Origin of the sequence: Azohydromonas caseinilytica, assembly GCF_012927045.1 — a bacterium.
GTDB lineage: Bacteria > Pseudomonadota > Gammaproteobacteria > Burkholderiales > Burkholderiaceae_C > Azohydromonas > Azohydromonas caseinilytica.
In genome coordinates, this window is record NZ_JABBFW010000028.1 from 37,576 (window position 1) to 64,428 (window position 26,853).

Sequence of the window (26,853 nt, forward strand, 5' to 3'; positions counted from 1 at the left end):
GCACGGTTCTTTGGCGGCGTCGCGGGCCGGGTTCCCACACGCGGCGGGACGGCACGCGCGGAGGAGACGGTGATGTTGATGTTCAGCCTGGATACCGAGGGCACGCTGGCCGCCGAACTGGCGGCCGGCCTGGACCTGGAGCTCGCGCCGCACGAGGAGCGGCGCTTCGAGGACGGCGAGCGCAAGCTGCGGCCGCTGTGCGACCCGCGCGGGGACGACGTGTACGTGGTCCACGGCCTGCATGGCGACGCCACGGACAGCCCGCATGACAAGCTGTGTGCGCTGCTGATGTTCATCGCCACGCTGCGCGACCACGGCGCGGCCCGCGTCAGCGCGGTGCTGCCCTACCTGGCCTATGCCCGCAAGGACCGCCGCACCAAGCCTTTCGACCCGGTCAACCAGCGCTACGTGGCCCAGCTGCTGGAGGCAGTGGGCACGGCCCAGGTGTTCGTGCTGGAGGCGCACAACGTCGCGGCGCTGCAGAACGCGTTTCGCATTCCCGTCATCCACCTGGAGGCGCACCACGCGTTCGCCTCCGCGGCGCAGCCGCACCACGCCGAGCCGCTGGCGGTGGCTTCGCCGGACCCGGGCGGCGTCAAGCGGGCCCAGCTGTGGCGGGAGGACCTGGAGGCGCGCCTGGAGCGGCCCGTGGGCTTCGCCATGATCGACAAGCGGCGCAGCGCCGGCATCGTGAGCAGCCTGGACCTGGTGGCCGGCGACGTGCAAGGCGCCACGGTGCTGCTGCTGGACGATCTCATCGCCTCCGGCGGCACGCTGGTGCGCGCGGTCCGGGCCCTGCGCGGCGCGGGCGCGCGCCGGGTGCTGGCCTTCGCGGCCCACGGCCTGTTCATCGGCGACGCGCCCCAGGCGCTGGCCGAGCCCGCCATCGAGCGCGTGGTCGTGACCGACAGCGTGCCGACGCTGCGGGTGCCGCCGGACGGCGCGCTGCGCCACAAGCTGGAGATCGCCTCGTGCGTGCCGCTGCTGTCGCAGGCGATCCGCGACAGTCACGCCTCCTGGAGCCGCTGAAGCGCCCTGCGGGCCCGCGCCAGGTAGCCCTGGCCGCGCGGCAGCCAGACCTCGGGCGTGCGCGGCTGCGCGTCCAGCAGGTGCGCCACCGACAGCCGGGCCCGCAGCACGGCGCGCCGCGCCGTGTACAGGCCGTGCAGCACGGGCGGCGGTGCCCCGCCCAGCGCCTGCGCGAGGCGGGTCCACAACCGCTCGCCGATCCACGGCGCGCCGGCCACCGCGCACTCCAGGCCCAGGAACGCGATCTCGTCGTAGGGATCGACCTCACGCATGCGCGCCTGGAACTCCAGCGCATCGATGATCACGGGCCGCTCCAGCAGGCACACATGCTCGGGCCGCAGGTCGCCGTGGCCATCGACGATGTGCCCGCCGTCGGCACGCCGCGCCAGGGCCGGGGCCTGCCGTGCCAGCGCGGCCTCGTAGAGGTCCAGCACCCCTGCCGGGTCGATGTCGCCGAACCGCGCCATGGTCAGCACCGCGCGGTTGTTGCGCTGCTCCTCGTGGATGCGCTCGAGGTAGTCGCCGCCGCTGAGGGGCACGGGGACGGCATCGCGGTAGAAGGCCGCCAGCACGTCGGCGAGGCGGTCGATATCGGGCTGCTGCACCAGGGCCTGCTTCACCAGGTGGTCCAGCATGCGCTGCGCCGGCAACCGCCGCATCAGCACCAGCCAGTCCAGCGTGACGGCGTCGGGATGCGGATGCTCGCCCGGGGCCAGCAGCAACTCGCCGCCGCGCCACTGCAGCGCCAGTACGCCCTCGTAGACCTGCGGTGCGAGCCGGCGGTTCAGGCGCAGCTCTTCCCAGGCATTGCGGCTCCGGGCTTCGGGCGTGGAGAAGTCCAGGAAGGCATAGCGCACCGGCTTCTTGAGCTTGAGCACCCGGTCGCCGCACAGGACGACCCAGGACATGTGGGTCTCGATCAGCTCCACCGGGTCGGAGCGACCGCCGTGCGCCGCCGCGGACTGCAGGAATCGCAGCTTCCGGGCAAGGTCGGGGAGGTCTTCGCAAGCGCCAGCCATGGCCGCCATCCTGCGCGCCGGCCATGGTTCGGAATTGACATCGCGCAAGCGCGCGCGCCGAGCGCGCTGCCAGACTGCAACGGCGATTCCAGGAGAGCGCCATGCAAGGCCGAGTGATTGCCATCGGATCGTCCGCGCACGGCATCGAGACGCTGCAGCGGCTCGTGAGCCGCCTGCCCAAGGACCTGCCCGCGCCAGTCCTGATCGCGCAGCACAGCTCGCCGCAGAGCCCGGGCTTCCTGCCCGAGATCCTGTCCCGGGCGGGCCCCCTGCCGGCGGCCCACGCCCGCGAGGGCGAAATCATGGCGCCCGGGCATATCTACGTGGCCCCGCCCGACCGGCACCTGCTGTTGCGCAAGGAGGGCCGCCTGCACCTGTCGCAGGGCCCCAGGGAGAACAATGCCCGCCCTGCCGTGGACGCCACGTTCCGCTCGGTGGCCCTGGCCTGCGGACCGGCGGCGGTGGGCGTGGTGCTGACCGGCTTCCTCGACGATGGCACGGCCGGGCTGCTCACCATCAAGGACTGCGGCGGCGTCGCCGTGGTGCAGGACCCGGACGAAGCGCTCGCGCCCTCCATGCCGCGCAGCGCCCTGCGCCATGTCAGCGTGGACCACTGCTGCACCATCGAGGTCATGGCGTCCAGGCTGGCCGAGCTGGCCAGGGACGCGCCTGCGCAACGGCACGACGGTTGCGATCTGGTCCAGGCGCGGTTCGAGAACGCGCTGGCCGAGGGCCGGCTGGGGCCGCCGGAGCGCGAGCTGTTCGATCGCCTGGCCCAGGCCGCGGGCCTGAACTGCCCGGACTGCCGCAGCGCCTTGTATGAGCTGCAGGACTGCCGGCTCACGCGCTTTCGCTGCCGTTGCGGACATGCGTTCTCCGCCCACACGCTGCTGAGCCGGCAGGCGCAGGTCCGCGCCGACCTGCTGGCCTCGCTGCTGGGCGCCTTGATCGAGGAGTCCGGGCTGGCGCGCCGCCTGGCCCTGGAGGACTGCAGCAGCAACGCCGACGCCAGGCCCGTGCAGGCCTTGTTCGAGCGCGCCGACCGGCTGGACGGGTACGCGGCCCGGCTGGCCGAATGGATCGACACGCCGGTCGGCGAGTGAGCCGGCCGCAACCCGGCCTCCCGCTTGACGCAACGCAAGCCGCCAACCGGCAGCCGCTTGATCATCCCCAGGCGGCTGCAGCGGTGTGGCCCGGGAGCCCAGCATGAAGATCGGCGATGTTTGCAGGCATGAGGTGGTCAGCATCGACGCGCACGCGCCGTTGCGTGAGGCGGCGGCCCTCATGCGCAGCCAGCATGTGGGCGCCCTGGTGGTGACCGAAACCGGGCCGCAGGGCATGCACCAGGTGATCGGCGTGCTCAGCGACCGGGACCTGGCCATCGAAGTACTCGCCCGCGGCGCAGACGCTGCGGAACTCAAGGTCGGGCAGCTGGCCCAGCGCAGGCTGGCCGCGATTCCCGCCGACGCCGACGTGGCCGCAGCCGCGACGTCGATGCGCAAGGCCGGCGTGCGGCGGCTGCTGGTCCACGCGGCCGACGGGCGCCTGGCCGGATTCGTGTCCAGCGACGACCTGCTGGAGGCCATGGCAGCGCAGCTGGGCGAGCTCGCCCAGGCGCTGCGCGCGGGCATCGAGCGCGAACGCAGCGAACGCGCGGTGCTGGCCCGTCCCGCGTCGCACCCGCTGTTCCTCAACGCCGGCACACCGGGCATGCCTTGGCCCGGACCGGTCGGTCCCGGCCCGGTGGACCGCTGAACACGGGGGCAGCCGACACCGCGCCGGTGCCGGGCCGGTTTGGTCACCCGCGTGCAGGGCGATGGGCTGCGGGGCCGCAAGAGCGTCCAGTCCGCGGCCAGGAGTCATGTGGCGGTGGACTTGTGCGTGGCTCCTGCTGAGAGTGGCCAGCGAAACGCCGGTCTCGCCCAAGTTCCATGACCGGTTCTTCGATGTGGCGGCCCGCTACCTGGAGACGGCGCAAGGCCAGCCGGTCGGCCGGGTCGATGCCGTCCAGGACCCGCCCCGGCCGCGAGCTGTCCAGGCGCAACGGCCGCTTGGCGGACCCGCTGCCGCGCGACGGACCTGGCTGCGGCAGCCATCACGCCGAGAGAAGCGGCTCCCTGCAGCCTTGCGCCACCCGCTCGCGCGCGGCATCGCGCAGGCGCAGCAGGCTCTCCCAGGTCTGGCCGTCCGCCAGCAGCGGCTCGTGGAGCGTCACCTCGACCGCGCCGGCCCGGGGCCACCAGGAGCCGTCACGCAGCACCGAGCGCGTGCCTGTGAGGCTGGTCGGGACGACGCCCAGGCCGGACTGCGCCGCAACGGCGAAGGCGCCCAGGTGGAAGGGCTGGAGCCCCGGCGCCCGGCCGAGCGTGCCCTCGGGGAAGAACACCAGCGACTCGCCGTCCCGGGCGGCCCGGGCCAGCTGCCTGGTGTCCTCGACGCCGGCGCGACTGTCATCGCGGGTGACGAAGCGCACCCCCATGCGTGCGAGCACCCAGCCGAGCGCAAGGTGCCGGCGCAGCTCCCGCTTCGCCACGAGGCAGGCCTGGGCCGGCAGCACCGCCGTCAGCACCAGCCAGTCCAGGTAGCTGGCATGGTTGCTCACGAAGATCCACGGCCCGCTGCCTTCGGGTACGGCGCCGCGAACCCGCAAGGGCAGCCCCCCGGCGCGCAGCACCGCGCGCGCGAGGGCCCGGGCCAGGTGCTTGCGCCGCCTTCGGCCGGGCAGCAGCGCTGCGAGTGCGCCCAAGCCGGCGCCAATGCCGAAGGCCGCCCAGGCCCGGGCGCCGAACAGCGCGGCCGCGGCCCGCCGGCCCCGCTCGCGCAGCCGCCGCAACAGCGCCTCGCCCCAGAGCCTTGCCAACTGCCCAGCCACGGCAGACTGCGGCTGGTCGAGCAGGCCGCGCTCATACAGGTCGCGGCAGGCCGCGCGCCGGATCTTGCCGCTGGAGGTCTTGAGCACGGCATGCGGGCCCGCCAGCACGATCTCATCGGCCGGCAGGCCCAGGCAGTCGAGCGACAGCCGGGCGATGCGCTGGCGCAGCGCCGCGCGGGCTTCGGGCTCGCCGGCGCGGGTTTCGGCCACCACCACGATCCGCTCCGTACCGGTGGCGGGATCGGGGGCGCCGAAGACGGCCACGCAACCGCGCCGGATGCCGGGCAGCGCGCTCACCGCCGCTTCCAGGTCGTAGGGATGCAGGTTGTGTCCGCCGCGGATGATCAGGTCCTTGACACGGCTGGTGAGGAAGAGCTCGCCATCGGCCACATAGCCGAGGTCGCCTGAATCCAGCCAGCCGTCATGGAACAGCGCGCCGGTGGCGGCCGGGTTGCCGAAGTAGCCGGCGGTCGCCGACGGCCCCCGGAACTCGATGCGCCCTTCCCGCCGGTCGGCCACCTCGGCGCCCTGCCCGTCCACCACGCGCAGCTCATGGCCGGGCAAGGGCATGCCGCAGCCGACCACGCGCAGCGCCCCCGGCTGCCCGGCGGCGACCGGCGCGGCACGGCCCTGGCACTGCAGCGTGAGCCGGTCGATGCCGTCGATCCGCGCGCCCCGCCCCGGCGGCGGGAAGGCCAGCCCGACGCCGCACTCGGCCAGGCCGTACACCGGCAGCATCGCCCTGGCGTCGAAACCAAAGGGACGCAGGCGCTGCGCGAAGCGCTCCAGCGTGGCCGCCTGCACCGGCTCGGCCCCGTTGAGTGCCGCCCGCCAGCAGCGCAGGTCCAGGCCCTGCAGCTCCGCGTCAGGCACCTTGGTGGCCAGGACCTCGTAGGCGAAATTGGGCGCCGCCGACAGCGTCGCCCGGTGGTCGCTGATCGCCTTGAGCCAGCGCGAAGGGCGGCCGAGGAAGGCTTGCGGCGGCATCAGGATCAGCGGCACGCCATGGTAGAGACAGCCCAGCCAGGCGCCGATCAGCCCCATGTCGTGGTAGAGCGGCAACCAGCTCACGAGCAGGTCGCCCGCGCCGACCTGGAGCGCCTGCCCCATGGCGCGGATGTTGGCCAGCAGGTTCGCATGCGTGAGCACGACGCCCTTGGGCTGCCCGGTGCTGCCGGACGTGTACTGGATCAGCGCACAGTCCGCGCCCGACAGCGCCACCGGTTCGTGCCGGCCGCCCATGGCGCGCAGCCGCTCGGGCGTGAGCACCGCGCGCAACCGCGGCACGCCGGCGCGCAGCAGCCGCGCCGCGGCCAGCGCCTGGCGGTCGCTGATCAGCAGCACGGCGCCGGCATTGGACAGGATGTGAAGCTGACGGCGCAGGTGGTCCTCGATCCGCGCACTGCCCAGCGGCGGGTAGATCGGCACCGGGATGCCGCCCGCGAGCAGGATGCCCATGAACGCCTGCAGGAACTCCAGGCTGGTGGGCAGCATCAGCGCCACCGCTTCGCCCCGCACCGGACCGAGCCGTTGCAGCGCCCCGGCCATGTCCCGGGCACCGGCCAGCAGCTCGGCATGGGTGAGCGTTTCGGCCGCCCGGCTGCCGTAGAGCAGCAGCACATGGCGGCGCGCTCCCGCCTTGTCGGCGTGCCACTGGAGCACTTCGGCGAGCGTCCGCGCGTGCCGTGGAAGCGCCCGGACCTCCGGTTCGGCCACCGGCATGTCCGCCACCGATGGCGCCCGCTCCACGACGTCTGCGGGCGGCGCGGCAGCCAGGATGTGCAGCAGCTCGCGCGGCGTGCGGGCCGCCTGCACCTGGGCTTCGGGCAGGCGCACGCCGAAGCTCTGCTCCAGGCGCAGCATGAGCTCCATGCGCGCCAGGCTGTCGATGCCCAGCGCCTGCTGCAGGTCGTCGTCCAGTGCGGGTGCGGGCGCATGGCCGCCGTGCAGCTCGCGCATCAGCGAGCCGATCACCGCCATCAACCGGGCCGGCGTGACGCCGGGCCGCTGCAGCGCGGGCGCACCGATGCCGGGCTCCAGGGATGGCTCCATGCTGACCCCCATACGTGGCTCGCGCACCGTAATGCGCTGCCGGCGCGGTCACTTGCGCTGGCGCAAGCCAGGGCGCGCCGCTGCGGCCGGCGCCTCGCGGCTTGCGTTTCGTCAAGCACCTCGGCATGGCGGGGTCGAACATGCCTCCTGTGCGGCCCTGGAGGGCCGCTGTGGAGGTACGGCATGTACTCGCGAATCCTGGTTCCCACCGACGGCAGCGCCACCGCCACGCAAGGCCTGAGCGAGGCCATCACGCTGGCCCGGGACCTGAAGTCGACGCTGGTCCTGCTCTACGTGGTCAACGAATACCCACTGATGATGGAGATGGCTGCGGCCATCAACTACGCCGACCACGGTGACACGTTCGCGAGTTGACGCAACGCAAGCCGGGCTCTTTAGCGCTTCCTAGTCTTTGGATGTGGACATCATTCGCAAGCAACCGGCCGGGCAGCGCGTGCAGCCGCATCTGCTCGATTACGAGGCGGCCTGTGCGCACTTCTCGTGGGACGAGGCCCGCCGTGCGCTCGACGGGCTGCCCGGCGACCTGGGCCTGAACATCGCGCACGAGGCCGTGGACCGCCACGCCGACGGCGCGCGCGCCGAGCGCCATGCCCTGCGCTGGCGCGGCCGGCAGGGCGAAGCGCTGGACCTGAGCTATGCGCAGCTGCGCGAGCTGACCAGCCGCTTCGCCAACGCCCTGGCCGGGCTGGGCGTGGCCGCAGGGGACCCGGTGTTCGTGCTGAGCGGCCGCATCCCGGCGCTGTACGTCGCCGTGCTGGGCGCGCTCAAGCACCGCTGCGTGGTGACGCCGCTGTTTGCCGCCTTCGGCCCGCAGCCGATCGCCACGCGCATGCAGCTGGGCCAGGCGCGCGTGCTGGTCACCACCGCCTCGCTGTACCGGCGCAAGGTGCAGGCCCTGCGCGGCCAGCTGCCCGCGCTGCGGCACGTGCTGCTGGTGCCCGACGAGCCCGGCGAATTGCCGCCCGATACCCTGGACTGGAACGCGCTGCTCGCCAGCGCGCCCACGCGCTACGCCATCGGCGCCACCGACGCGCAGAGCCCGGCGCTGCTGCACTTCACCAGCGGCACCACCGGCACGCCCAAGGGCGCGCTGCACGTGCACCAGGCCGTGGTCGCGCACCAGGCCACCGCCCGCTACGCGCTGGATCTGCACGACGGCGATGTGTTCTGGTGCACCGCCGATCCGGGCTGGGTCACCGGCACCTCCTACGGCATCGTCGCGCCGCTGGTGCTGGGCCTGACGCTGCTGGTGGACGAGGCCGATTTCGAGGCCCAGCGCTGGTACGAGCTGCTGGAGCGCGAGCGGGTGAGCGTCTGGTACACCGCGCCCACGGCGGTGCGCATGATGATGAAGGGCGGCATCCAGGCCGCGCGCGCGCGCCGCTTCGAGAGCCTGCGCTTCATCGCCAGCGTGGGCGAGCCGCTGAATCCGCAGGCCGTGCGCTGGGGCCTGGAAGCCTTCGGGCTGCCTATCCACGACAACTGGTGGCAGACCGAGACCGGCGGGATCATGATCGCCAACTTCGCCGCCCTGGACATCCGTCCCGGCTCGATGGGGCGGCCGCTGCCCGGCATCACCGCCGCCATCGTGCGCCGCCATGAGGACGGCAGCGTGGCCGTGCTCGACGCCCCCGACGCCGAGGGCGAGCTGGCGCTGCGGCGCGGCTGGCCGTCGATGTTCCGGGCCTACCTGCACGAGGAAGCCCGTTACGCCAGGTGCTTCGCCGGCGACTGGTACCTCAGCGGCGATCTCGCGCGCCGCGATGCCGACGGCTATTTCTGGTTCGTCGGCCGCGCCGACGACATGATCAAGTCCTCCGGCCACCTCATCGGCCCGTTCGAGGTCGAGTCCGCGCTGATGGAGCACCCGGCCGTGCACGAGGCCGGCGTGATCGGCAAGCCCGAGCCGACCATCGGCGAGCTGGTCAAGGCCTTCGTGGCGCTCAAGCCCGGCTTCGAAGCCAGCGAGGCGCTGCGGCGCGAGCTGCTCGGTTTCGCGCGCACCCGGCTGGGCGCGGCGGTGGCGCCCAAGGAGATCGAGTTCAGCCCCGGCCTGCCGCGCACGCGCAGCGGCAAGATCCTGCGCCGCCTGCTCAAGGCGCGCGAGCTCGGCCTGCCCGAGGGCGACCTCTCCACGCTGGAGCCGCCATGAACGTCACGCATGACGAGGCCCGCCGGCTGCTGTGGCAGATGGTGCGCATCCGCCGCTTCGAGGAGAGCTGCGCCGAGCTGTACGGCGCGGGCAAGATCCGCGGCTTCCTGCACCTGTACATCGGCGAGGAGGCCATCGCCGCCGCCGCGCTGCCGCAGCTGCGCGACGACGACAGCGTGCTGGCCACGTACCGCGAGCATGGCCACGCCCTGGCCCGCGGCGTGCCCATGCGCGCCGTGATGGCCGAGATGTACGGCCGCCGCGAGGGCTGCAGCCATGGCCGCGGCGGCTCCATGCACCTGTTCGACGCGGGCCGGCGCTTCTTCGGCGGCAATGCCATCGTCGGCGGTGCGCTGCCGATGCTGGTGGGCTTCGCGCTGGCCGAGTCGCTGCGCGGCAGCGACCGCATCGCCGCCGCCTTCTTCGGCGAGGGCGCGGTGGCCGAGGGCGAGTTCCACGAGTCGGCCAACCTGGCGGCGCTGTGGAAGCTGCCGGCGCTGTTCGTGTGCGAGAACAACTACTACGCCATGGGCACCGCGCTGGAACGCTCCGAGGCGGACACCGACCTGTGCGAGAAGGCGCGCAGCTACCGCCTGCACGCGGTGTCGGCCGACGGCATGGACGTGCTGGCCGTGCGCGACACGATGCGCGAGGCGGTGCGGCGGGTGCGCGCCGGCGAGGGCCCGGCGTTCGTGGAGCTGCGCACCTACCGCTTCCGCGCGCACTCCATGTTCGATCCCGAGCTCTACCGCGGCAAGGACGAGGTGGCACGCTGGCGCGAGCGCTGTCCCATCGAGACGTTCACGCGCGCCGCCCGCGCGGCCCGGCTGCTCGACGACGCCGACGTACAGGCCATCGAGCGCGAGGTGGCGGTCGAACTCGCCGACGCCGTGGCCTTCGCCGAGGCGGGCAGCTGGGAGCCGGTGTCGTCGCTGACCCGCGACGTCTATGCCCGCGACGTCGCGCCATCCCTGGAGGCGCCATGAGCCGCATCCTCGTTGCCTATTACACGCGCACCGGCTGCACCGGGCGCGTCGCCACGCGGCTGGCCGAAGCGCTCGATGCGCAGCTGCTGCAGATCGAGGAGACGCGCTCGCGCCTGGGGCCGCTGGGCTACATGCGCTGCTGCTACGAGGCCGTGCGCCGCCGCGTGCCGAGCATCGAGCCCGTCGGCATCGACCCGGGCCGTTTCGAGCTGCTCGTCATCGGCACGCCGATCTGGTGCTGGCACCTGTCCTCACCGGTGCGGGCCTTTGCACGGCGCGAGGGCCGCGCCGCCAGGCGCGTGGCCTTCTTCTGCACCATGGGCGGCGCCGGCTACACGGGGGCCTTCGACGAGCTCCGGACGCTGCTGGGGCAGGAGCCGGTGGCCACGCTGGCGCTGACCGACGCCGAGATCGACAACGCCGCCGGCACGGCCAGGATCGAGCGCTTCGTGCAGGCCCTGCGCCACGAGGCGCTGCCCGAGCTCCACGGGAAGCTCGCATGACGCTGAGCACCTACCGCGAGGCGCTGCGCAGCGGCCTGCGCGAGGCCTTGCGGCGCGACGAGTGCGTGTTCCTGATGGGCGAGGACGTGGGCCGCTACGGCGGCACCTACGCGGTCAGCCAGGGGCTGCTGGCGGAGTTCGGCGAGCGCCGCGTCCGCGATGCGCCGCTGTCGGAGTCGGCCTTCGTGGGCGCGGGCATCGGTGCGGCGCTCAACGGGTTGCGCCCCATCGTCGAGGTGATGACGGTGAACTTCAGCCTGCTGGCGCTGGACCAGATCATCAACAACGCCGCCACGCTGCGCCACATGTCGGGCGGGCAGCTCAACGTGCCGGTGGTGATCCGCATGACCACCGGCGCGGGCCGCCAGCTCGCCGCCCAGCACTCGCACAGCCTGGAGGTGTTCTATGCCCATGTGCCGGGGTTGCGCGTGGTGGCGCCGGCCACGCTGGAGGACGCGCGCGGCATGCTGCTGGCCGCGCTGGACGATCCGGACCCGGTGATCATCTTCGAGCATGCGCTGCTGCTGCCGATGCAGGCGGAGCTGGCCGAGGACGCGGGTGCGGTGGACCTGGACCATGCCGCCATCCGGCGCCCCGGCACCGACCTCAGCCTGGTGACCTACGGCGGCTCGCTGCACAAGTGCCTGGCCGCGGCCGAGCAGCTGGCAGCCGAGGGTATCGACGCCGAGGTGCTGGACCTGCGCAGCCTGCGCCCGCTGGACGTGGCGGCCATCGCCGCGAGCGTGCGGCGCACGCGGCGCGTGCTGGTCGTGGACGAGGGCTGGAAGACCTGCAGCCTGGCCGCGGAGATCATGGCCACCGTCGTCGAGCAGGCCTTCTACGAGCTGGACGCGCCGCCGGCACGCGTGTGCAGCGCCGAGGTGCCGATGCCCTATCCCAAGCACCTGGAGGACGCCGCGCTGCCGCAGAGCGCCGGCATCGTGGCCGCGGCCCGGGGAGTGATAGGCCGTGTTTGAGCTGCGCATGCCCTCCTTCGGCGCCGACATGGACGACGGCGTGCTGGTGCAGTGGCGCATGGAGCCCGGCCAGGCGGTCAGGCGCGGCGAGGTCGTGGCGGTGGTGGAAACCCAGAAGGGCGCCATCGACGTGGAGGTGTGGCAGGACGGCACCGCGGCGCGGCTGGTGGCCCAGCCCGGTCAGCGCCTGCCCGTGGGCGACGTGCTGGCCGTCCTGGCCTCGCCCGATGAGGCGTGGCAGGGCGTGGCGGCCCGGGCCGCCGAGGCCGCGGCGGCGCCCGGGCCGCCGCGGCCGGCTGCTGCTCCGACGCCGGTTTCCGCTCCGGTCCCTGCTCCGGCGCCCGCTCTTGCCGCGGCGCCAGCGCGCGTGTCGCCCGCGGCCCGCAAGCGCGCGGCCGAGCTGGGCCTCGACCTTGGAAAGCTCGTGCCGGCGCAGCCGGGCGCGCCGATCTCGCTGGCCGACGTGGAGCGCGCGGCCGCGGCGGCGGCGCCGGTCGATGCGGCCGCCGCGATGCGCGCCGCCATCGCCGCCGCGATGACGCGCTCCAAGCGCGAGATCCCCCACTACTACCTGGGCTGCGAGCTGAGCGTGGAGGCCGCGCACCGGTGGCTGGAGGACTTCAACGCGCAACGGCCGATCACGGAGCGCGTGCTGTTCGCGGCGCTGGCGCTGCGGGCCGTGGCCCTGGCGCTGCGCGAGGCGCCGGCCCTGAACGGCCGCTTCCAGGCCGGTCGCTTCGAGCCCGCGCCGGCCATCCATCTGGGCGTGGTCACCGCCTTGCGCGGTGGCGGCCTGGTGGTGCCCACCGTGCACGACGCGGACCGGCTGGCGCTGCCGCAGCTCATGGCCGCGCTGCGCGAGGTGCTGTCCCGCGCGCGCGGGGGACGGCTGCGCAGCTCGGACCTGGCGGACTCCACCATCACCGTGAGCAACCTCGGCGACCTGGGCGTGGACACGGTGTACGGCGTGATCTATCCGCCCCAGGTGGCGCTGGTGGGCCTGGGCCGTGTGCAGCGCCGCCCGGTGGTGCGCGAGGACGGCATCATCGCCGCCGAGCGCACCCTGAACGTGACGCTGTCGGCCGACCACCGCGCCAGCGACGCCCTGGCGGGTGCCGGCTTCCTGGCGGCGCTGCGCGAGCGGCTGGCGCATCCGGAGACGACACCATGACGGCAGACCCATCCGCCTTGCAGGAGCGCATACGCGACGCGATCGTCGCCACCGTGCGCACGGTGGCGCCCGAGGCCGATTTCGGCGCGCTCAACCCCGAGCGTGCGCTGCGCGAGGAGCTGGACCTGGACTCCTTCGACTTCCTCAACGTGCTGATCGAGCTGCATGCGCGGCTCGGCGTCGAGGTGCCGGAGGCCGACTACGCACGCATCACCACGCTCAACGCCCTGAGTGCCTACCTGCGGCAGCGCCTGCAGGGCTGAGTGCCGGGCCGGCCACGCGTTGCCGCCGCGACGGCGCCTTCGCCTCGGAGAACGCCATGTCCTCAACCATGCCCTTCGTGCCTGCCGCCGCCCACTGGGGATGGCAGGCGGAGGCCCACGGCCGCGTCGACGACCCTGCGGAAACGGCGGCCTCCCGCGCGGGCGGGCGCGGCACCGCCCGGCCGGGTCAGGCCTTTCACTGGCGGCCGTTCCTGCGCCGGCATCTGGTGGCCCTCACCATGCTGGTCTCGATCCTGGCCGCGCTCGTGACCCTGACGGCCTGGGCCGGATGAGGCGTGCCGATGGGGCTGTTTCCGGGCTTCGCCCAATCCGGCCGAGGTTCAGCCGGCGGCGAGGCTGGCCAGGCGGCGTTCCAGTTCCGCCGCACCGCAGGCGCTCAGGTCCACATCGACGCTGGCGCGCAGCACCTGCCGGGTGGGCTCGTCGAGGGCCGCGCGCAGTTCGCCCAGGAAGGGACTGCTGGCGCAGATGGTCAACGCGGTGCATCGGCCCGTGCGCACGCCTTCGGAGAGGCGCAGGGCGATCTCCTGGGCGAAGCGCTGGTGTTCCTTGCGCCGCGGATCGGTGCGCGGCGCGAAGCTCACGCCGCCGCCGTGATGCTGGTCAGCGTTCTCGTGGCCGGCATGGTCGCTGCTCAGGTCACTGGTACGCAGCCGGCTTTCGGCATGCTCCAGGGTTTGCATTTCCTTCAGCGCTTCGTCCGGGGCATCACGCCCATACAGGCGGGCCCGCGAGGCGTTGGCGGTCAGTATCCATTCGTGCTTCATGAAGAGTCCTCCACGATGGTGTGGCGTCCACGCCGCGTTCACCGCGCCGGCAGGCCCACCGTCTGGGCCAGGGTGATGCGCTGGGTCGGCCCGAGACCCAGCCGGGCCGCCAGGGTGCGCCGGTCCACCAGGCCGCGCACCACGGTACCCAGGCCCGCCGCCGCGCAATACAGGTAGACGTTCTGCGCGATGAACCCGGCATCGGCGCCGGCCAGGAACGGCTGCTCATCGACACTGCCGCGTGCTGTGGCGCCGCATGAGTGCGCCTTCCAGCGTGGCCGGGGGCGGGGGCAAGACGACGTCGCCTTCGAGGGCCGGGGAAGTGCTTGTCATCACAGGCTCCCGCAGGTTCGAGCCCACTGGTCTTCCGGGATGGCCTTGCGCCGCCGGCGGCCGGCACGCAAGTGCGGCCGCGGGCCGTGTCGCCGCTGCCGCGCCGGGCTCACTGAACCGCGATGCGCCGCCGGCTGGTCTGCTCGCGCTTGGGCAGCGTGAGCTTGAGCACGCCGTCCTCGAGCCTGGCCGCGACGCCGGCCTCGTCGATGTCGTGCGCCAGCGTGAAGCTGCGAGAGGCGCTGCCGCGGTAGGTCTCGCGCATGAGCACGCGCGCCTTGTCCTTCGGGTCCTTCTCCTCGACGTCCTTGCGGATTTCGGCATAGATGGACACGCGGTTGCCGTCGACTTCCACGCGGATGTCCTCCTTCTTCACGCCCGGCAGGTCGGCGCGCACGGTGTAGCTCTTGTCGCTTTCGTCCAGGTCCAGCCGGATGTCGCCCATGGGCTCCACGCCTTGCGCCAGGGGCTGCAGCATGCGGCGGAACTCGGAGAACAGGTCATCGAAGCGCGACAGCGGGGTCAGGGCATTCATAGAGCACTCCTTCGGTCATGAGCCGTGTTGGCGTTACTGACGCAACGGCCAGGTCCAGGCGGTGCCGGCAGCCGTTGCCTCTGCCGGCGCCCAAAGGCAAGCGGAATTTAGACCCGGCGGGACACCGCTCCTTGCGCGATATCAACTCCGCAGATTCGCGTTCAACCGTGGCCGCCATGCAGGCGGCACCGGGACGGCCACTGCGCCAACGACAGCAGCAAAACTTGCGATTTCGCAAGCCTCGCGGGCCACCGGCGACCAACATGGCAGGCGTTGGCCGCTCATGCGGCCCGGTTGGGAGTGGTGATGTACGCCAGGATTCTCGTTCCCGTCGATGGCAGCGACACCGCCGCGCGCGGTCTGGTCGAAGCCATTGGCCTGGCCCAGGCACTGAAGTCGACGCTCGTGTTGCTGCACGTGGTCAATGACATCCCGATGATGGTGGAAATGGCCCCCGTCACGAGTTCCGCCGAGATGCACGCAAGCTTCGTGAAATACGGCCAGGACCTGCTCGCCCGCAGCAGCCGGCAAGCGCAGCAGGCCGGCGTGCGCGCGGAAGCCGTGTTGCAGGAGATCGTCTCCGGCCGGATCGGCACCTTCATCGCCGAGGAGGCCAAGGCCCGGGACTGCCAGCTCATCGTGATGGGCACGCATGGCCGGCGAGGCCTGAGCCGCCTGACCATGGGCAGCGACGCCGAGCTGGTCGTGCGCCATGCGCTGGTGCCCGTGCTGCTGGTGCGGCAGGAAGGATTCGAGCCCTGATGCGAGCTGGAGTGGGACGACCAGCTGAGCCGGGGTGAATGGCTCTCACGGGCGGGTGCGCTGCAGGACCTGCGACTTGGTATTGCAGGGGGTGACATGGTTGCACAGCGCATCGTCGCGTTCATCCTGGCGGGGGGCGAAGGTACCCGACTTCACCCGTTCACGCTGGCGCTGCCCAAGCCGGCACTGCCGCTGGCCGGCGGATGGCGGGTCATCGATGTTGTACTGAGCAACTTGTACAACTCGAAGATCCGTCAGATTTTCGTGCTGCTTCAGTACAAGCCTGACATCCTCGTTGCGCACCTGCAGCGGCGATGGAACATCGCCAGCCTGCACGCCGAGGACTTTGTCGAACCGGTGGTGCCGGGCAGCGGCACGACGGGTCGCGCGTTCAAGGGCACGGCACACGCTGTGTACGAATGCCTCGAACTGCTTGATGCGTCCGACCCGGATCTCATCGCCGTGTTCGCCGCCGACCACCTGTACCGGATGGATGTGCGGCAGATGGTGAGCTTCCACGCTGCCAAGCGGGCAGACGCGACCGTTGCCAGCCTGCCCCTCGCGCTGGAGCATGCAAGCGAGTTCGGCGTGGTTTGCACCGACTGCGATTCACGCATCCTCGAGTTTCAGGAGAAACCGGACAGGCCCGTGCCGATGCCTGGCCGTCCCCGGTGCGCGTTGGTCTCCATGGGCAACTACTTGTTCAAGCCCGAGATCCTGTACGCGGCCTTGCATGCCGCAGTGGCGCGCGGCGAATACGATTTCGGCCGGCATGTGCTGCCCCGCCTGGTCAAGAACCATCGCGTCTGCGCATACGACTTCACGCACAACGTGGTACCGGGCGCATCGCCCCGGGAGCAGCCGGGCTATTGGCGTGACGTGGGCACTGTTGAAGCGTACCGGGCGGCACAGCACGACTTGGCAGGCCCCTTGCCCTGCTTCGACATGGACAACCCGGCATGGCCCATGGACTGGCGCCGCACGCGGCAAGAGCCTGAAGAGCCAAGGATGCTGCAGCGGGCCCGCCCAGCCGCATGACACGGCTGCCGCAGCAAGCCGCAGGTGCGCGAGGCAGTCAATCCAAGGCCACGGCTTGCACGACCGGCGTAGCGACGTCCCGTCCCAGGACGGAACGCGCAAAGAAGTAGTTGTTGCGGGCCCGCTCGCTCAGGGCATCGAGGTTCACATGCCCCTGGGCGTCACAAGGGAAGGCGTATGCACGGCCTGCGTTGAACAGGAACTGGAAGCGCATCTCGTAGCGGACCGGAGAAGCGGTCGTGTCGCTCATGGCAGGTCTCCGTCGAAGCCCCTCAACCTCAACTTATGCCTAGGGCATGAACCTCCCGTTAACCATGGGCAACACTGCGCAAGGCTCGGTGAACAAACTGTGGCCAGGGGCCTTCAGCAGCCTGCGCGCCCAGGCGCCTGAGGCTGAGCATCCTTGCGCACCAGGCCCCGGAAGAGCCGGCAGCGACATGCACCAGGCCTGCGACTACGACTTCGTCGTGATCGGCTCCGGATTCGGAGGCAGCGTGTCCGCCCTTCGCCTTACGGAAAAGGGATATCGCGTGGCCGTGCTCGAGCAGGGGCGCCGATGGACGCCGGCGGACTTGCCGAAGTCGAACTGGAACCTGGCCCGGTGGATCTGGCGGCCCGGCTTGGGGCTGCACGGCTTCTTCAGCATGCGCTTCTTTGCGCATGTGGTCGTGCTGCACGGCAACGCGGTGGGCGGCGGCTCGATCGCCTATGGCAACACCCTGCTCGTTGCGCCCGACCATGTCTGGACGCAGGGCAGCTGGGCTGGCCTGAACGACTGGGCCGCGGTGATGCCCGCGCACTATGCGACCGCAAAGCGGATACTCGGCGTGACGACGAACCGGTGGCTGGCGCCGGCGGATCTGCGGCTTCGGGACATGGCCCGCGCAGGCGGCGTGCAGGCGACCTTCCAGCCTACCGAGGTGGGCGTCTTCTTCGGCAAGGACGGCGACGCGCCGGGCACCCGGTACGACGATCCGTTCTTCGGCGGCGAAGGCCCAGCGCGCACCTCGTGCGTCGGCTGCGGCGGCTGCCTCGTGGGATGCCGGCATGGCGCCAAGAACACGCTGGACCGGAACTACCTGTACCTCGCCGAAAAGAGAGGCGCCGCCGTGCTCGCACAGACCAAGGTGGTGGATGTCCGGCCCATCGATGGACGGGACGACGGCGCCGCCGGGTATCTCGTGACCGCAGTGGCGCCCCCGGCGCCGGGGCGCAAAGGAACGAGGCGGTTCCGTTGCCGCGGGGTGGTTTTCGCCGCTTCGTCGCTCGGCACCCAGGAGCTGCTGTTCCGGCTGAAGGAGCGCGGCTCGCTGCCGCGGATTTCGGACGCGCTGGGCCACCACGTCCGCACCAATGCCGAGTCGCTGATCGGTGTCCGCTTTCCGGGGTCGAAGCTCGACCTGTCCCAGGGCATTGCCATCGGCTCGAGCGTGCACATCGACGAGCACACGCACATCGAGGCGGTGCGCTATCCCCGCGGCTCGGACTTCATGGGACTGCTGTCAACGGTGATGACGCTCGGACGTCCGGGCCCGACCCGCATCCTCACGTGGCTCGCCACGCTGTCCCGGCTCATGGTGACCCAGCCGGCTCGGACGCTGCGTCTGCTGTCGCCGCTGGGGTTCGCCCGCGAATCCATGATCTTCCTGTGCATGCAGACGCTCGATGCGCACCTCACCATGCGTTGGGCGCGGCGCTGGTTCTGGCCGTTCTCGAAGGCCCTGGTCACGCATGGGAAGAAGATTCCGACCCTCATTCCCGCGGCAAACGCATTCGCCGTCAAGGCAGCCCAGGCCACCGGCGGCATCGCCATGACCTCCCTGCCCGAGATTCTGCTCAACGTGCCCATGACGGCGCACTGCATGGGCGGCGCAGCGATGGCGCACCATCGCGCGCAAGGGGTCTGCGATGGCAAGAGCCGCGTCTTCGGTTACCGGAACATGTACATCTGCGACGGCTCGATGCTCGGCGCCAACCTCGGCGTCAATCCCAGCCTCACCATCACGGCCCTGGCCGAGCATGCGATGAGCCATATTCCCCGGGTCGAGCATCAGTCGTGGGATGCCATCGGCGAGGAGACCGGGCCATGACCGTGACAGCGCCTGCCACGGCGCCCTGGCTCCAGCATTTGCGCGCCGTCTTTGCCTTGCAGCACGCCGCATCCCGTGCGCAGGAGCCCATCGGCCATGCGCAGCGCCTGGACGCCCTGGAAGCGCTCCTGAGCGGCGTCCTCGAGCATGAAGACCTGCTGGTGCAGGCGCTGGATTCGGATTTCGGCCATCGCTCTGCCCACGAAACCCGGCTGCTCGAAATCATCCCGCTGGTGGAGGAAATCCGCTACATCCAGCGCCACCTGCGACGCTGGATGCGCCCGCGCCCGGCGCGGGTGAACTGGCAGTTCCTGCCGAGCCGCGCCCGGATCATCTACCAGCCCCTCGGCGTGGTGGGTGTCATCGGCGCGTGGAACTACCAGCTGCTGCTGACGCTGTCGCCGCTGGCCAATGCACTGGCGGCCGGCAACCACGTGATGGTCAAGCCCTCGGAGCTCGCGCCTGCGACCGCCAGCGTCATCGATCGGATGCTGCACGGCCTCTTTCCCGAAGACCACGTCGCCGTGGTCACGGGCGGAGCGGAGATCGCCGCCGCCTTCGCGGCGCTGCCCTTCGATCACCTGCTGTTCACCGGGTCCGGGCGAGTGGGCACGCTCGTGATGAAGGCGGCTGCCGAGAACCTCATGCCCGTGACCCTTGAGCTCGGAGGCAAGTCGCCCGCCCTCGTGCACGAGGCCTATCCGGTCCAGGTGGCCGCCGACCGCATCTGCTCCGCGAAATTCTGGAACGCCGGGCAGACCTGCATCGCGCCCGACTACGTCCTGGTGCCCTCGCAACGGGTGAACGATTTCGTGCGCGAGGCTGTAGCGGCCATCTCCCGACGCTTCGAGCGTGCTCTCTCGGCCAGCCACTACACCGGCATGATCAATGAGGCCGGCTTCGAGCGCATGCGGTCGCTGGCCGACGACGCCCGCGCCAAGGGCGCCACGGTCCTGCACGTCAACCCGACCGGCGAACTGCCGATCCCGGGTCGCCGGGCCTTCCTGCCCACGCTGGTGCTGGGTGCCAACGAGTCCATGCGCGTGATGCAGGAGGAGATCTTCGGCCCGATCCTGCCCATCGTCGGCTATCGCGCGCTGGATCAGGCCATCGCCTTCATCAACGCCAGGCCGCGACCGTTGGCGCTGTACTACTTCGACAAGGACCGCAGGCGCATCGATCACGTCCTGCAGTGCACGGTTTCAGGGGGCGTGGTGGTCAACGATTGCATCTTCCATATGCCGCAACACGCGTTGCCGTTTGGCGGCGTGGGCGCAAGCGGCATGGGCGCGTACCACGGGTTCGATGGCTTCGAGACTTTTTCAAAGAAGAAGGGCGTGCTGTTGCAGCATGAATGGACAGGCTCGGCGCTCGCTCGCCTGACCAAGCCGCCCTACGACATCTGGACCGACCGGCTGATCTCTTTTCTGATCCGGCGCGGCTCGCGTTCCGTGAAGCACCCCACTCCCTCACCCTCCGAGACACGGAACCGGTGAGGGTTTCGCAACCTGCCGCGCAGCAGCGCGCTTCAGGGCGTGGCCGGGGAGGCCCGCTGCCAGTGCGTGTCCAGGATGCCGATGACCTCGTCATCCTCCACCTGATGAAAGTCGACGTAGGGCACCCCGACGGCGCGGAAGAACGCCGGCTGGGACAGGCACACCAGGTCATCGACCTCCCCGCGCAGCGCGGCGACGGCTTCCGCGGGCGCGACCGGAACGGCCAGCACGAGCCGCGCCGGCCTTCTGCGCCGCAGCGCCCGCAACGCGGCGCGCACCGTGGTGCCCGTGGCGATGCCGTCGTCCACCAGGACCGCCGTCTTGCCCTCGACCGGCAGCGGCGGGCGGCCGCGCAGGTAGGCGGCACGCCGGCGCTCGATCTCCAGGCGCTCGACCTCGGCCTGGCGCTCGACGTAATCCATGGTGGCGCCGGAAAAATAAAGGGTTTCGCGGTCGATGACGGGCTCGTTGTGCGGCCCTTCGGCGATCGCCGCCACGGCGAGCTCACGCTGCCCCGGAGCGCCGATCTTGCGCACGAGCAGCAGGTCCAGCGGCGCGTGCAAGGCGTCGGCCACCTCGGCGGCCACCGGGACGCCGCCGCGCGGCAGCGCCAGCACCACCGGATCGACCAGCGTCAACGCGGCAAGCGCCCGGGCCAGCAGGCGCCCGGCCTCCGTGCGGTTCGCGAACACATCGCGCATCACTGCTGCTCCCAAGGTCGCACACCGGCCTTCCTGGGCGACCGACCACGCCGGGAAACCGATGCTAGGCGCGTTGCCCGACCCCGCATTGATGGCCGTCAAGGGCGCGGAACGCCGCGTGGCCTGATCGGCGTCAAGTCCACCCGGTGGCGCAGGCCTAGAGTTGGCCGCTGGCGCCCAACACGGGCGGGCCCAGCGCGCGATCTCGTGTCGCAGTGCCGGCCGCTGGACGAAGCGGCGCGAAGCCGCGACGTGCCGGGCTGAAACCAGGACTTGAGCCACATGGATACGGTCCGCCTCGTGCTTGCCGGCGACGTCATGCTGGGACGCGGTGTGGACCAGGTGATGCCGGACCCGTTGCCGCCGCGCCTGTACGAACCCTGGGTACACGACGCCCGCGAGTACGTGCGCCTGGCCGAGCGGGCTCATGGCCCGATACCCGCGCCGGTGGACCTGGGCTATCCGTGGGGCGAAGCGCTGCGCGTGATGGACCGCATGGCGCCCGAGCTGCGCATCGTCAACCTGGAGACCGCGCTCACCGCGAACGGGACACCCTGGCCCGGCAAGGGCATTCACTACCGCATGAACCCGCTGCACGCCGGCAGCCTGTGCGCGGCGCGCATCGACGCCTGTTCCCTGGCCAACAACCATGTGCTCGATTGGGGCGTCGAGGGGCTGAGCAGCACCCTGGCCGCCCTGCGGCGCGAGGGCATCGCCACGGCCGGGGCCGGGGCCGACGAGCGCCGGGCACGGTCGCCCACGCCACTGGCCCTGCGCCACCCGGGGCGGCGGGTGCTGCTGTCGGCATGGGCCACGCCCGACAGCGGCGTGATGGCCGGCTGGGCGGCCACGCGTGAAACGCCCGGCATCGCCGTACTGCACGAACTGGACGCCGCCGCCGCGCGGCGCGTGCTGTCGGGCGTGCAGGCACAGCGGCGCCAGGGCGACCTGGTCATCGTCTCGCTGCACTGGGGCGGCAACTGGGTGGACGAGGTGCCGGCCGCGCATCGGGTCTTTGCACGCCGGCTGATCGACATCGGCGCCGCCGACCTCGTGCATGGCCATTCCTCGCACCATCCGCTGCCCATGGAGGTACACGCCGGCAAGCTGATCCTGTACGGCTGCGGCGACCTGATCAACGACTACGAGGGGATCGACTCCCCGGGGCCGCTGCGCTCGGATGTCGGATGCCTCTACGCGGCCACGCTGTCGGCCGTCAACGGCAGCCTGCTCGCGCTGGAGATCGTGCCGTTGCAGCTGCGCCGCTTCAGGCTCGAACCGCCCGATCCCCTGGTGCGGCAGGAGCTGCACCGGATGCTCGATGCCGGCTGCCGCCGCTTCGGCACCCGCCTGGAAACCGATCCCGGCGGCTCCTGGCAGCTGGCCTGGAGCTGACCCGCTACCGCCCGCTGTCCGCGGCCACGCAGGCGTGGCTTTCCGGAACCGGCCCCAGGATGCTCCGGAGTGCCCGCGAACTGCGGCGAGGGCTTGTCCAGCGTGCAGGGGAAGCCGATGAGCAGCTCGTTGCGCGGCCCGATGCCGCTGTCCAGGTACTGCAGCGCGGCCAGGGCCAGCAGGCAGCGTGTCGGCGCGATCCGCCACGGATGCAGCCTGGCCGACGGCAGCAAGGGTCACTGAACCGCGATGCGCAGCCGGCTGGTCGGCTCGCGCTTGGGCAGCGTGAGCTTGAGCACGCCGTCCTCGCGCTTGGCCGCCACGCTCAGGGCATTCATCGGAAAACTCCTTCGGTCATGGGCCGTTACGGTGTTACGGCCGCAACGGTCTGGCCCGCGGAGCGGCCAGCCGTTGCCTTCGCCGGTGCCGCGCGGGTCAAGAGAATGTTGGCCGACCGGCACGCCGCCTCTTGCGCCCTATCAAGTTCGCGGCCTCGCGCCAGGCGACAGCGACGGGACTTGCGATTTCGCAAGCCACGCGGGACGTCGTGGAACAACATCGCTCGCGTCGGCCGCGCGAGCATGGGCCTTGGCGCACGGTCTTCTGCGGCGCCCGTGGCGCCGCGCTCGTACCCGCCCGCCGTTCAGGCCGATTGACGAGCCCATTGACGGTCCGCATCACCGGAGGATGGCCATGGCTGCCAAGCAACTGCTGTTTCATGACGAGGCGCGCGACAAGATCCGCCGCGGCATGCAGGCCCTGGCCGACGCGGTGAAGGTGACCCTCGGCCCCCGGGGCCGCACGGTCATCCTCGACCGCGAGTTCGGCGCGCCGCAGATCGTCAACTCCGGCGTCGTGGTGGCGCGGTCCATCGAGCTGGAGGACCGCTTCGAGAACATGGGCGCGCAGCTGCTGCGCGAGGTGGCCGCGCGCACCAGCGAGATGGCCGGCGACGGCACCACCACGGCCACCGTGCTGGCGCACGGCATGATCCAGGAGGGCCTGAAGTACCTGGCCGCCGGCATGAACCCGATGGAGCTCAAGCGTGGCATCGACCAGGCCGTCGAGCGCGTGGTGGCCGAGCTGGGGCGCATCGCCCAGCCCTGCGCCAGCGCGCAGGAGATCGAGCATGTGGCCGCCATCTCGGCCAACAACGACCGCTCCATCGGCGAGCTCGTGGCGCGCGCGATGGACAGGGTCGGCCGTGAAGGCGCGGTATCGATCGAGGACGGCTCGGGCATGGTCAGCGAGCTGGAGGTGGTGGAAGGCCTGCAGTTCGATCGCGGCTACCTCTCGCCCTACTTCATCAACAGCGCCGAGCGCCAGGCGGCCGTGCTGCAGGATGCGGCCATCGTGCTGTGCGACCAGCGCCTGTCCTCGGTGAAGGACTTGGTGCCGGTGCTGGAGGCCGCCGCCAAGGCCGGCACGCCGCTGCTGGTGATCGCCGAGGAGGTGGACGCCGAGGCGCTGGCCACGCTGGTGGTCAACACCATCCGCGGCGTGCTCAAGACCTGCGCCGTCAAGGCGCCGGGCTTCGGCGACCGGCGCAAGGCCCTGCTGCAGGACCTCGCCGCGATCACCGGCGCGCAGGTGATCTCCGAGGAGCTGGGCCTGGGCCTGGCCAAGGCCGGCATGGAGCACCTGGGCCGCGCGCGGCGCGTGGAGGTGGACAAGGACCGCACCACCATCATCGGCGGCGCGGGCAATGCGGCGGCCATCCGGGAGCGCGTGGCGGCGCTCAAGCGCCAGCGCGAGACGCTGTCCAGCGAATACGAACGCAAGCAGCTCGACGAGCGCATCGCCAAGCTCGGTGGCGGCGTGGCCCTGATCAAGGTCGGCGCGGCCACGGAAACCGAACTCAAGGAGCGCAAGCTGAGGGTGGAGGACGCGCTGCACGCCACGCGCGCCGCCGTGGACGAAGGCATCGTTCCCGGCGGCGGCGTGGCGCTGCTGCGCGCGCGCCGGTGCCTGCAGGGCCTGACGCTGCCCGCGCTGGACCAGCAGTCGGGGCTGCGCATCGTGATGCGCGCGCTGGAGGAGCCGCTGCGGCGCATCGTCGGCAATGCCGCCGACGAGCCCTCCATCGTGCTGCACAAGGTGGAGGAGGCCGACGCGCCCGGCTACGGCTACAACGCCGCCACCCGCGAGTACGGCGATCTGCTGCAGATGGGCGTGATCGACCCAGCCAAGGTCACACGCCTGGCGCTGCAGAACGCCGCCTCGATTGCCAGCCTGGTGCTCACCACCGACTGCCTGATCGCCAACGCACCGCAGAAGGAGCCGGCCGCCTCGCCAGCGGCGGGCAATCAGCCCGAGATGTTCTGAGCTCGGCTTCAGCCTGCCTCGTTGCCGACGGCGTGTTCGCCGCTCATGAATAGGATTCGGCCAGAGTGGATTTGCGAGCTTGGATATGCGCTCCGCGTCGCAAGCACCGCGTGGAGCCCGGCCGGCTCGGGATGTGGCCGGGCCGCCGCGCCTTACTTGCCGCTGCCGCGCACCTTGGCAAGCTCGGCGTTGAGCTCGCTCATCAGCGGCTCGCCGACGTCCTTGGCGTACTTCTCCACCACCGGCTTGATGCGCTCGCGCACCTTGGCCACCTCGGCGGGCGGCAGCTCCGCCACCTTCATGCTCTTCTTGAGCACGTCCAGCGACTTCGCGTCCTCGGCGCGGGCGAACTGGCGCTGGTAGGCCTGCGACTCGGCCGCCGCCTGCCGGATGATCTGCTGCTCGTCCGGGGACAGCTTGTCCCAGGCCTTGCGGCCGATCAGGATCGACAGCGGGCTGTAGATGTGCCGGGTGAGCGACAGGTAGGGCTGGACCTCGTAGAACTTGGACAGCTCGATGCTCTTGAGCGGGTTTTCCTGCCCGTCCACGGCCTTGGTCTCCAGCGCCGAGTACACCTCCGGGAAGGGCATCGGCACCGCGTTGGCGCCCAGGATGTTGAACAGGTCGATGTAGATGGGCGACTGCACCACGCGGATCTTCAGGCCCTTGAAGTCGTCGGCCTTGGCCACCGGGTGGCGGCTGTTGGTGAGGTTGCGGAAGCCCAGCTCCCAGTAGCCCAGCGGCACCAGGCCCTTGTCCACCAGCTTCTCGCCCAGCTTGCGGCCGATGGGGCCATCGACCACCGCGTCCGCCTCGCGCCCGTTGTTGAACTGGAACGGCAGGTCGAAGAGCACGAACTCCTTGACCTGGCCGGACAGCAGCCCCGAGCTCAGCGCCGTGAGATCGACCACCCCGCCCTGCAGCGCGGACACCACCTGCAGGTCGCCGCCCAGCGTGCCGTTGGGGAACAGCTTCACGCTGATCTTGCCGCCGCTCTTCTGGCTCACCAGGTCGGCGAACTTCTGGGCGCCCACGCCGATGGGATGGTCCTTGGCGCTCTGGAAGGCGAAGCGCAGCGTGCGCTCCTTGATGTCGGCGGCGTGGCCGGCGGAAGCCGCCAGCAGCAGGGCCGCCGCGGCGACCATGGCGCGGCGCATGCCCGAAAACGTCTTCATGTCCTGTCTCCTTGCTTGGGCGTGATCACGCCGTCTTCGAAACCTGGGCGACCTTGGCGCGCATCGCCTCGGTGCCCGCGACGATGCGGTCCAGCACCTCGTCCAGCGCCCAGAACTTCTCGCGGATGTCGTAGCCGATGGCGCGGCAATGGATGGAGCCGAAGGTGCCCAGGCGCTGGTGGTAGAGCTTGGCCAGCGCCGGGTAGCCCAGCGACTCGCTCACCGCCGCCAGCACCAGGAAGGTCCGCAGCTCCTCGGCCAGCGCCGGCTGCTCGGGGCCCGAGGTGCGCAGCCACTGGTAGAGGTCGGGGTGGAAATTGGTGAACACGCCCGTGAAGCCGCGCGAGCCGGCCTTCATGGCCTCGTAGGCGATGGCGGCGTTGGCATTGACGACGGCCAGCGGCGACCCCGCCGCCAGCGCGACGCGACGCTTGACCGTCTCCAGGTCACAGGACACGTCCTTCAGCAGCACGAAGCGGCCGGTGTCGATGCAGGCCTTCAGCTCCGTGTCGGACAGCAGCCGCCGGTAGGGCGCCGGGCATTCGTACAGGCCCAGCGGCATGTCGGCGGGCAGGCGCTGGAGCAGCCAGTCCAGGTTGCCCAGGAAGGTGTCGGTGCCCTTGTGGTGCGGGTCGAGGTGGTTCGTGACCAGCACCACGGCGTCGGCGCCGCTCTCAGCCGCGGCGGTGAGCTCCTGCACCTGGCCGAAAGGGTCGTCGCTGACATGGCCCGACACCACCACCGGCACGCGGCCGGCGACCTTCTGGACCACGAAGCGGCCCAGCGCCGCGCGCTCGTCCAGGCTCAGGAACTGCATCTCGCTGGACTGCGCGACGGCGAACAGCGCGTCGGCGCCGTGCGCCAGGTACCACTCGATCAGCCGTTCCAGGCCGTCGTAGTCGATCTCGTTGCCGTCAGTGAACGGCGTGAGCATGACGGGAATGATTCCTTCGATGGGACGTGACATGACGGGTCTCCACGGCCAGCCGGGGCCGGGCCGCAAAAAGGTTGAAGAAATAGGACCGAGGCCCGCCGCACAAAGCAGCAGGCAAAGGGACGGGGCTCGTTCGGCTTCTCGGGAGCTCTCGAGGTTCGAAAGCCCGTTCGTGCTGAGGTATCGAAGTACGAGCGGGCGCTGCAGCCTGGCGGATTCGCCCTTCGATACCTCAG

General features: G+C 71.2%; 25 protein-coding genes and 1 pseudogene. 17 read left to right on the top strand and 9 right to left on the bottom strand.

The window, feature by feature from the left end; genetic code table 11:
* The first annotated feature begins 72 nt into the window (after nucleotides 1–72).
* Nucleotides 73–1,029, top strand: a complete 957-nt coding sequence (locus tag HHL10_RS24820; RefSeq protein WP_169163093.1) for a ribose-phosphate diphosphokinase — start codon at nucleotides 73–75, stop codon at nucleotides 1,027–1,029.
* On the opposite strand, the gene HHL10_RS24825 is transcribed toward HHL10_RS24820, so the two are convergent.
* The gene (locus HHL10_RS24825) at nucleotides 1,008–2,048 is read right to left on the bottom strand and encodes a hypothetical protein (RefSeq protein WP_169163094.1); all 1,041 of its coding nucleotides are present in this window, start codon (nucleotides 2,046–2,048) and stop codon (nucleotides 1,008–1,010) included. The two genes, HHL10_RS24820 and HHL10_RS24825, sit on opposite strands and share 22 nt — an antisense overlap.
* Before the next feature lie 101 nt (nucleotides 2,049–2,149).
* Between HHL10_RS24825 and HHL10_RS24830 the strand changes: the two genes are divergently transcribed.
* Together HHL10_RS24830 and HHL10_RS24835 are read left to right on the top strand one after the other, a co-directional pair.
* The gene (locus HHL10_RS24830; protein ID WP_169163095.1) at nucleotides 2,150–3,151 is read left to right on the top strand and encodes a chemotaxis protein CheB; all 1,002 of its coding nucleotides are present in this window, start codon (nucleotides 2,150–2,152) and stop codon (nucleotides 3,149–3,151) included.
* Between the two features lie 103 nt (nucleotides 3,152–3,254).
* Nucleotides 3,255–3,803 carry a CBS domain-containing protein gene (locus tag HHL10_RS24835; RefSeq protein ID WP_169163096.1) on the top strand — a complete coding sequence of 183 codons (549 nt, stop codon included), beginning with the start codon at nucleotides 3,255–3,257 and terminating at the stop codon, nucleotides 3,801–3,803.
* A gap of 340 nt (nucleotides 3,804–4,143) precedes the next feature.
* On the opposite strand, the gene HHL10_RS24840 is transcribed toward HHL10_RS24835, so the two are convergent.
* Complete coding sequence (locus HHL10_RS24840; RefSeq protein ID WP_169163097.1) at nucleotides 4,144–6,972, bottom strand: AMP-binding protein; 2,829 nt, start codon at nucleotides 6,970–6,972, stop codon at nucleotides 4,144–4,146.
* 183 nt (nucleotides 6,973–7,155) lie between these two features.
* Between HHL10_RS24840 and HHL10_RS24845 the strand changes: the two genes are divergently transcribed.
* From HHL10_RS24845 to HHL10_RS24880, 8 genes are read left to right on the top strand one after another with little or no spacing between them, the layout of a single operon-like run.
* On the top strand, nucleotides 7,156–7,347 hold the full coding sequence (locus HHL10_RS24845; RefSeq protein WP_169163098.1) for a universal stress protein: 192 nt from the start codon (nucleotides 7,156–7,158) through the stop codon (nucleotides 7,345–7,347).
* A 43-nt stretch (nucleotides 7,348–7,390) separates the two neighbouring features.
* Nucleotides 7,391–9,145: an acetate--CoA ligase gene (gene acsA, locus HHL10_RS24850; protein ID WP_310734672.1), complete on the top strand. Its 1,755-nt coding sequence runs from the start codon at nucleotides 7,391–7,393 to the stop codon at nucleotides 9,143–9,145.
* A complete protein-coding gene (pdhA, locus tag HHL10_RS24855) occupies nucleotides 9,142–10,131 on the top strand; it encodes a pyruvate dehydrogenase (acetyl-transferring) E1 component subunit alpha (RefSeq protein WP_169163100.1) in 990 nt (329 codons plus the stop codon). The genes acsA and pdhA overlap by 4 nt, the downstream gene beginning before the upstream one ends.
* Nucleotides 10,128–10,634: a flavodoxin family protein gene (locus HHL10_RS24860; protein WP_169163101.1), complete on the top strand. Its 507-nt coding sequence runs from the start codon at nucleotides 10,128–10,130 to the stop codon at nucleotides 10,632–10,634. The genes pdhA and HHL10_RS24860 overlap by 4 nt, the downstream gene beginning before the upstream one ends.
* Nucleotides 10,631–11,611 (top strand): alpha-ketoacid dehydrogenase subunit beta, encoded by a 981-nt coding sequence (locus tag HHL10_RS24865; protein WP_169163102.1) that lies wholly within the window; start codon nucleotides 10,631–10,633, stop codon nucleotides 11,609–11,611. Before HHL10_RS24860 ends, HHL10_RS24865 begins: the two co-directional genes overlap by 4 nt.
* A 7-nt stretch (nucleotides 11,612–11,618) precedes the next feature.
* A complete protein-coding gene (locus HHL10_RS24870; RefSeq protein WP_205833203.1) occupies nucleotides 11,619–12,782 on the top strand; it encodes a 2-oxo acid dehydrogenase subunit E2 in 1,164 nt (387 codons plus the stop codon).
* Nucleotides 12,779–13,045 carry an acyl carrier protein gene (locus HHL10_RS24875; RefSeq protein WP_169163104.1) on the top strand — a complete coding sequence of 89 codons (267 nt, stop codon included), beginning with the start codon at nucleotides 12,779–12,781 and terminating at the stop codon, nucleotides 13,043–13,045. Before HHL10_RS24870 ends, HHL10_RS24875 begins: the two co-directional genes overlap by 4 nt.
* A 56-nt stretch (nucleotides 13,046–13,101) precedes the next feature.
* Nucleotides 13,102–13,338 carry a hypothetical protein gene (locus tag HHL10_RS24880; protein ID WP_169163105.1) on the top strand — a complete coding sequence of 79 codons (237 nt, stop codon included), beginning with the start codon at nucleotides 13,102–13,104 and terminating at the stop codon, nucleotides 13,336–13,338.
* A 48-nt stretch (nucleotides 13,339–13,386) separates the two neighbouring features.
* On the opposite strand, the gene HHL10_RS24885 is transcribed toward HHL10_RS24880, so the two are convergent.
* The 3 genes and pseudogenes from HHL10_RS24885 to HHL10_RS24895 form a co-directional block, all read right to left on the bottom strand.
* Nucleotides 13,387–13,833: a host attachment protein gene (locus HHL10_RS24885; RefSeq protein WP_169163106.1), complete on the bottom strand. Its 447-nt coding sequence runs from the start codon at nucleotides 13,831–13,833 to the stop codon at nucleotides 13,387–13,389.
* 38 nt (nucleotides 13,834–13,871) lie between these two features.
* Nucleotides 13,872–14,057, bottom strand: a pseudogene (locus HHL10_RS24890) (nitroreductase family protein); the annotation flags it as partial.
* Nucleotides 14,058–14,275: 218 nt separating this feature from the next.
* Nucleotides 14,276–14,701, bottom strand: coding sequence for an Hsp20/alpha crystallin family protein (locus tag HHL10_RS24895; protein WP_169163107.1), 426 nt, complete (start codon nucleotides 14,699–14,701; stop codon nucleotides 14,276–14,278).
* A 306-nt stretch (nucleotides 14,702–15,007) separates the two neighbouring features.
* On the opposite strand from HHL10_RS24895, the gene HHL10_RS24900 reads away from it, so the two are divergent.
* Together HHL10_RS24900 and HHL10_RS24905 are read left to right on the top strand one after the other, a co-directional pair.
* The gene (locus HHL10_RS24900; protein WP_169163127.1) at nucleotides 15,008–15,463 is read left to right on the top strand and encodes a universal stress protein; all 456 of its coding nucleotides are present in this window, start codon (nucleotides 15,008–15,010) and stop codon (nucleotides 15,461–15,463) included.
* A gap of 96 nt (nucleotides 15,464–15,559) precedes the next feature.
* A complete protein-coding gene (locus HHL10_RS24905; protein ID WP_169163108.1) occupies nucleotides 15,560–16,501 on the top strand; it encodes a sugar phosphate nucleotidyltransferase in 942 nt (313 codons plus the stop codon).
* Between the two features lie 37 nt (nucleotides 16,502–16,538).
* Here HHL10_RS24905 and HHL10_RS24910 read toward each other — a convergent pair whose 3' ends face one another.
* Nucleotides 16,539–16,751, bottom strand: coding sequence for a hypothetical protein (locus HHL10_RS24910; RefSeq protein ID WP_169163109.1), 213 nt, complete (start codon nucleotides 16,749–16,751; stop codon nucleotides 16,539–16,541).
* Nucleotides 16,752–16,938: 187 nt separating this feature from the next.
* Here HHL10_RS24910 and choxAB point away from each other — a divergent pair, with 187 nt between their 5' ends.
* Nucleotides 16,939–18,591: a cholesterol oxidase gene (choxAB, locus tag HHL10_RS24915; protein ID WP_235971783.1), complete on the top strand. Its 1,653-nt coding sequence runs from the start codon at nucleotides 16,939–16,941 to the stop codon at nucleotides 18,589–18,591.
* A complete protein-coding gene (locus tag HHL10_RS24920) occupies nucleotides 18,588–20,087 on the top strand; it encodes a coniferyl aldehyde dehydrogenase (protein ID WP_169163111.1) in 1,500 nt (499 codons plus the stop codon). Before choxAB ends, HHL10_RS24920 begins: the two co-directional genes overlap by 4 nt.
* 32 nt (nucleotides 20,088–20,119) lie before the next feature.
* Here HHL10_RS24920 and HHL10_RS24925 read toward each other — a convergent pair whose 3' ends face one another.
* Nucleotides 20,120–20,788 (bottom strand): phosphoribosyltransferase, encoded by a 669-nt coding sequence (locus HHL10_RS24925; RefSeq protein ID WP_169163112.1) that lies wholly within the window; start codon nucleotides 20,786–20,788, stop codon nucleotides 20,120–20,122.
* 282 nt (nucleotides 20,789–21,070) lie between these two features.
* Between HHL10_RS24925 and HHL10_RS24930 the strand changes: the two genes are divergently transcribed.
* Both HHL10_RS24930 and groL read left to right on the top strand, forming a co-directional pair.
* Entirely contained in the window at nucleotides 21,071–22,183 is a 1,113-nt protein-coding gene (locus HHL10_RS24930; protein ID WP_169163113.1) for a CapA family protein, read from the top strand.
* Nucleotides 22,184–22,876: 693 nt separating this feature from the next.
* Entirely contained in the window at nucleotides 22,877–24,508 is a 1,632-nt protein-coding gene (gene groL, locus HHL10_RS24935) for a chaperonin GroEL (protein ID WP_169163114.1), read from the top strand.
* Between the two features lie 152 nt (nucleotides 24,509–24,660).
* Here the strand turns inward: groL and HHL10_RS24940 are convergent, their stop codons facing one another.
* Together HHL10_RS24940 and HHL10_RS24945 are read right to left on the bottom strand one after the other, a co-directional pair.
* A complete protein-coding gene (locus HHL10_RS24940) occupies nucleotides 24,661–25,683 on the bottom strand; it encodes a TRAP transporter substrate-binding protein (protein ID WP_169163115.1) in 1,023 nt (340 codons plus the stop codon).
* Nucleotides 25,684–25,708: 25 nt separating this feature from the next.
* Entirely contained in the window at nucleotides 25,709–26,650 is a 942-nt protein-coding gene (locus tag HHL10_RS24945) for a Dap2 family DHDPS-related protein (protein ID WP_169163116.1), read from the bottom strand.
* Nucleotides 26,651–26,853 lie beyond the last annotated feature (203 nt).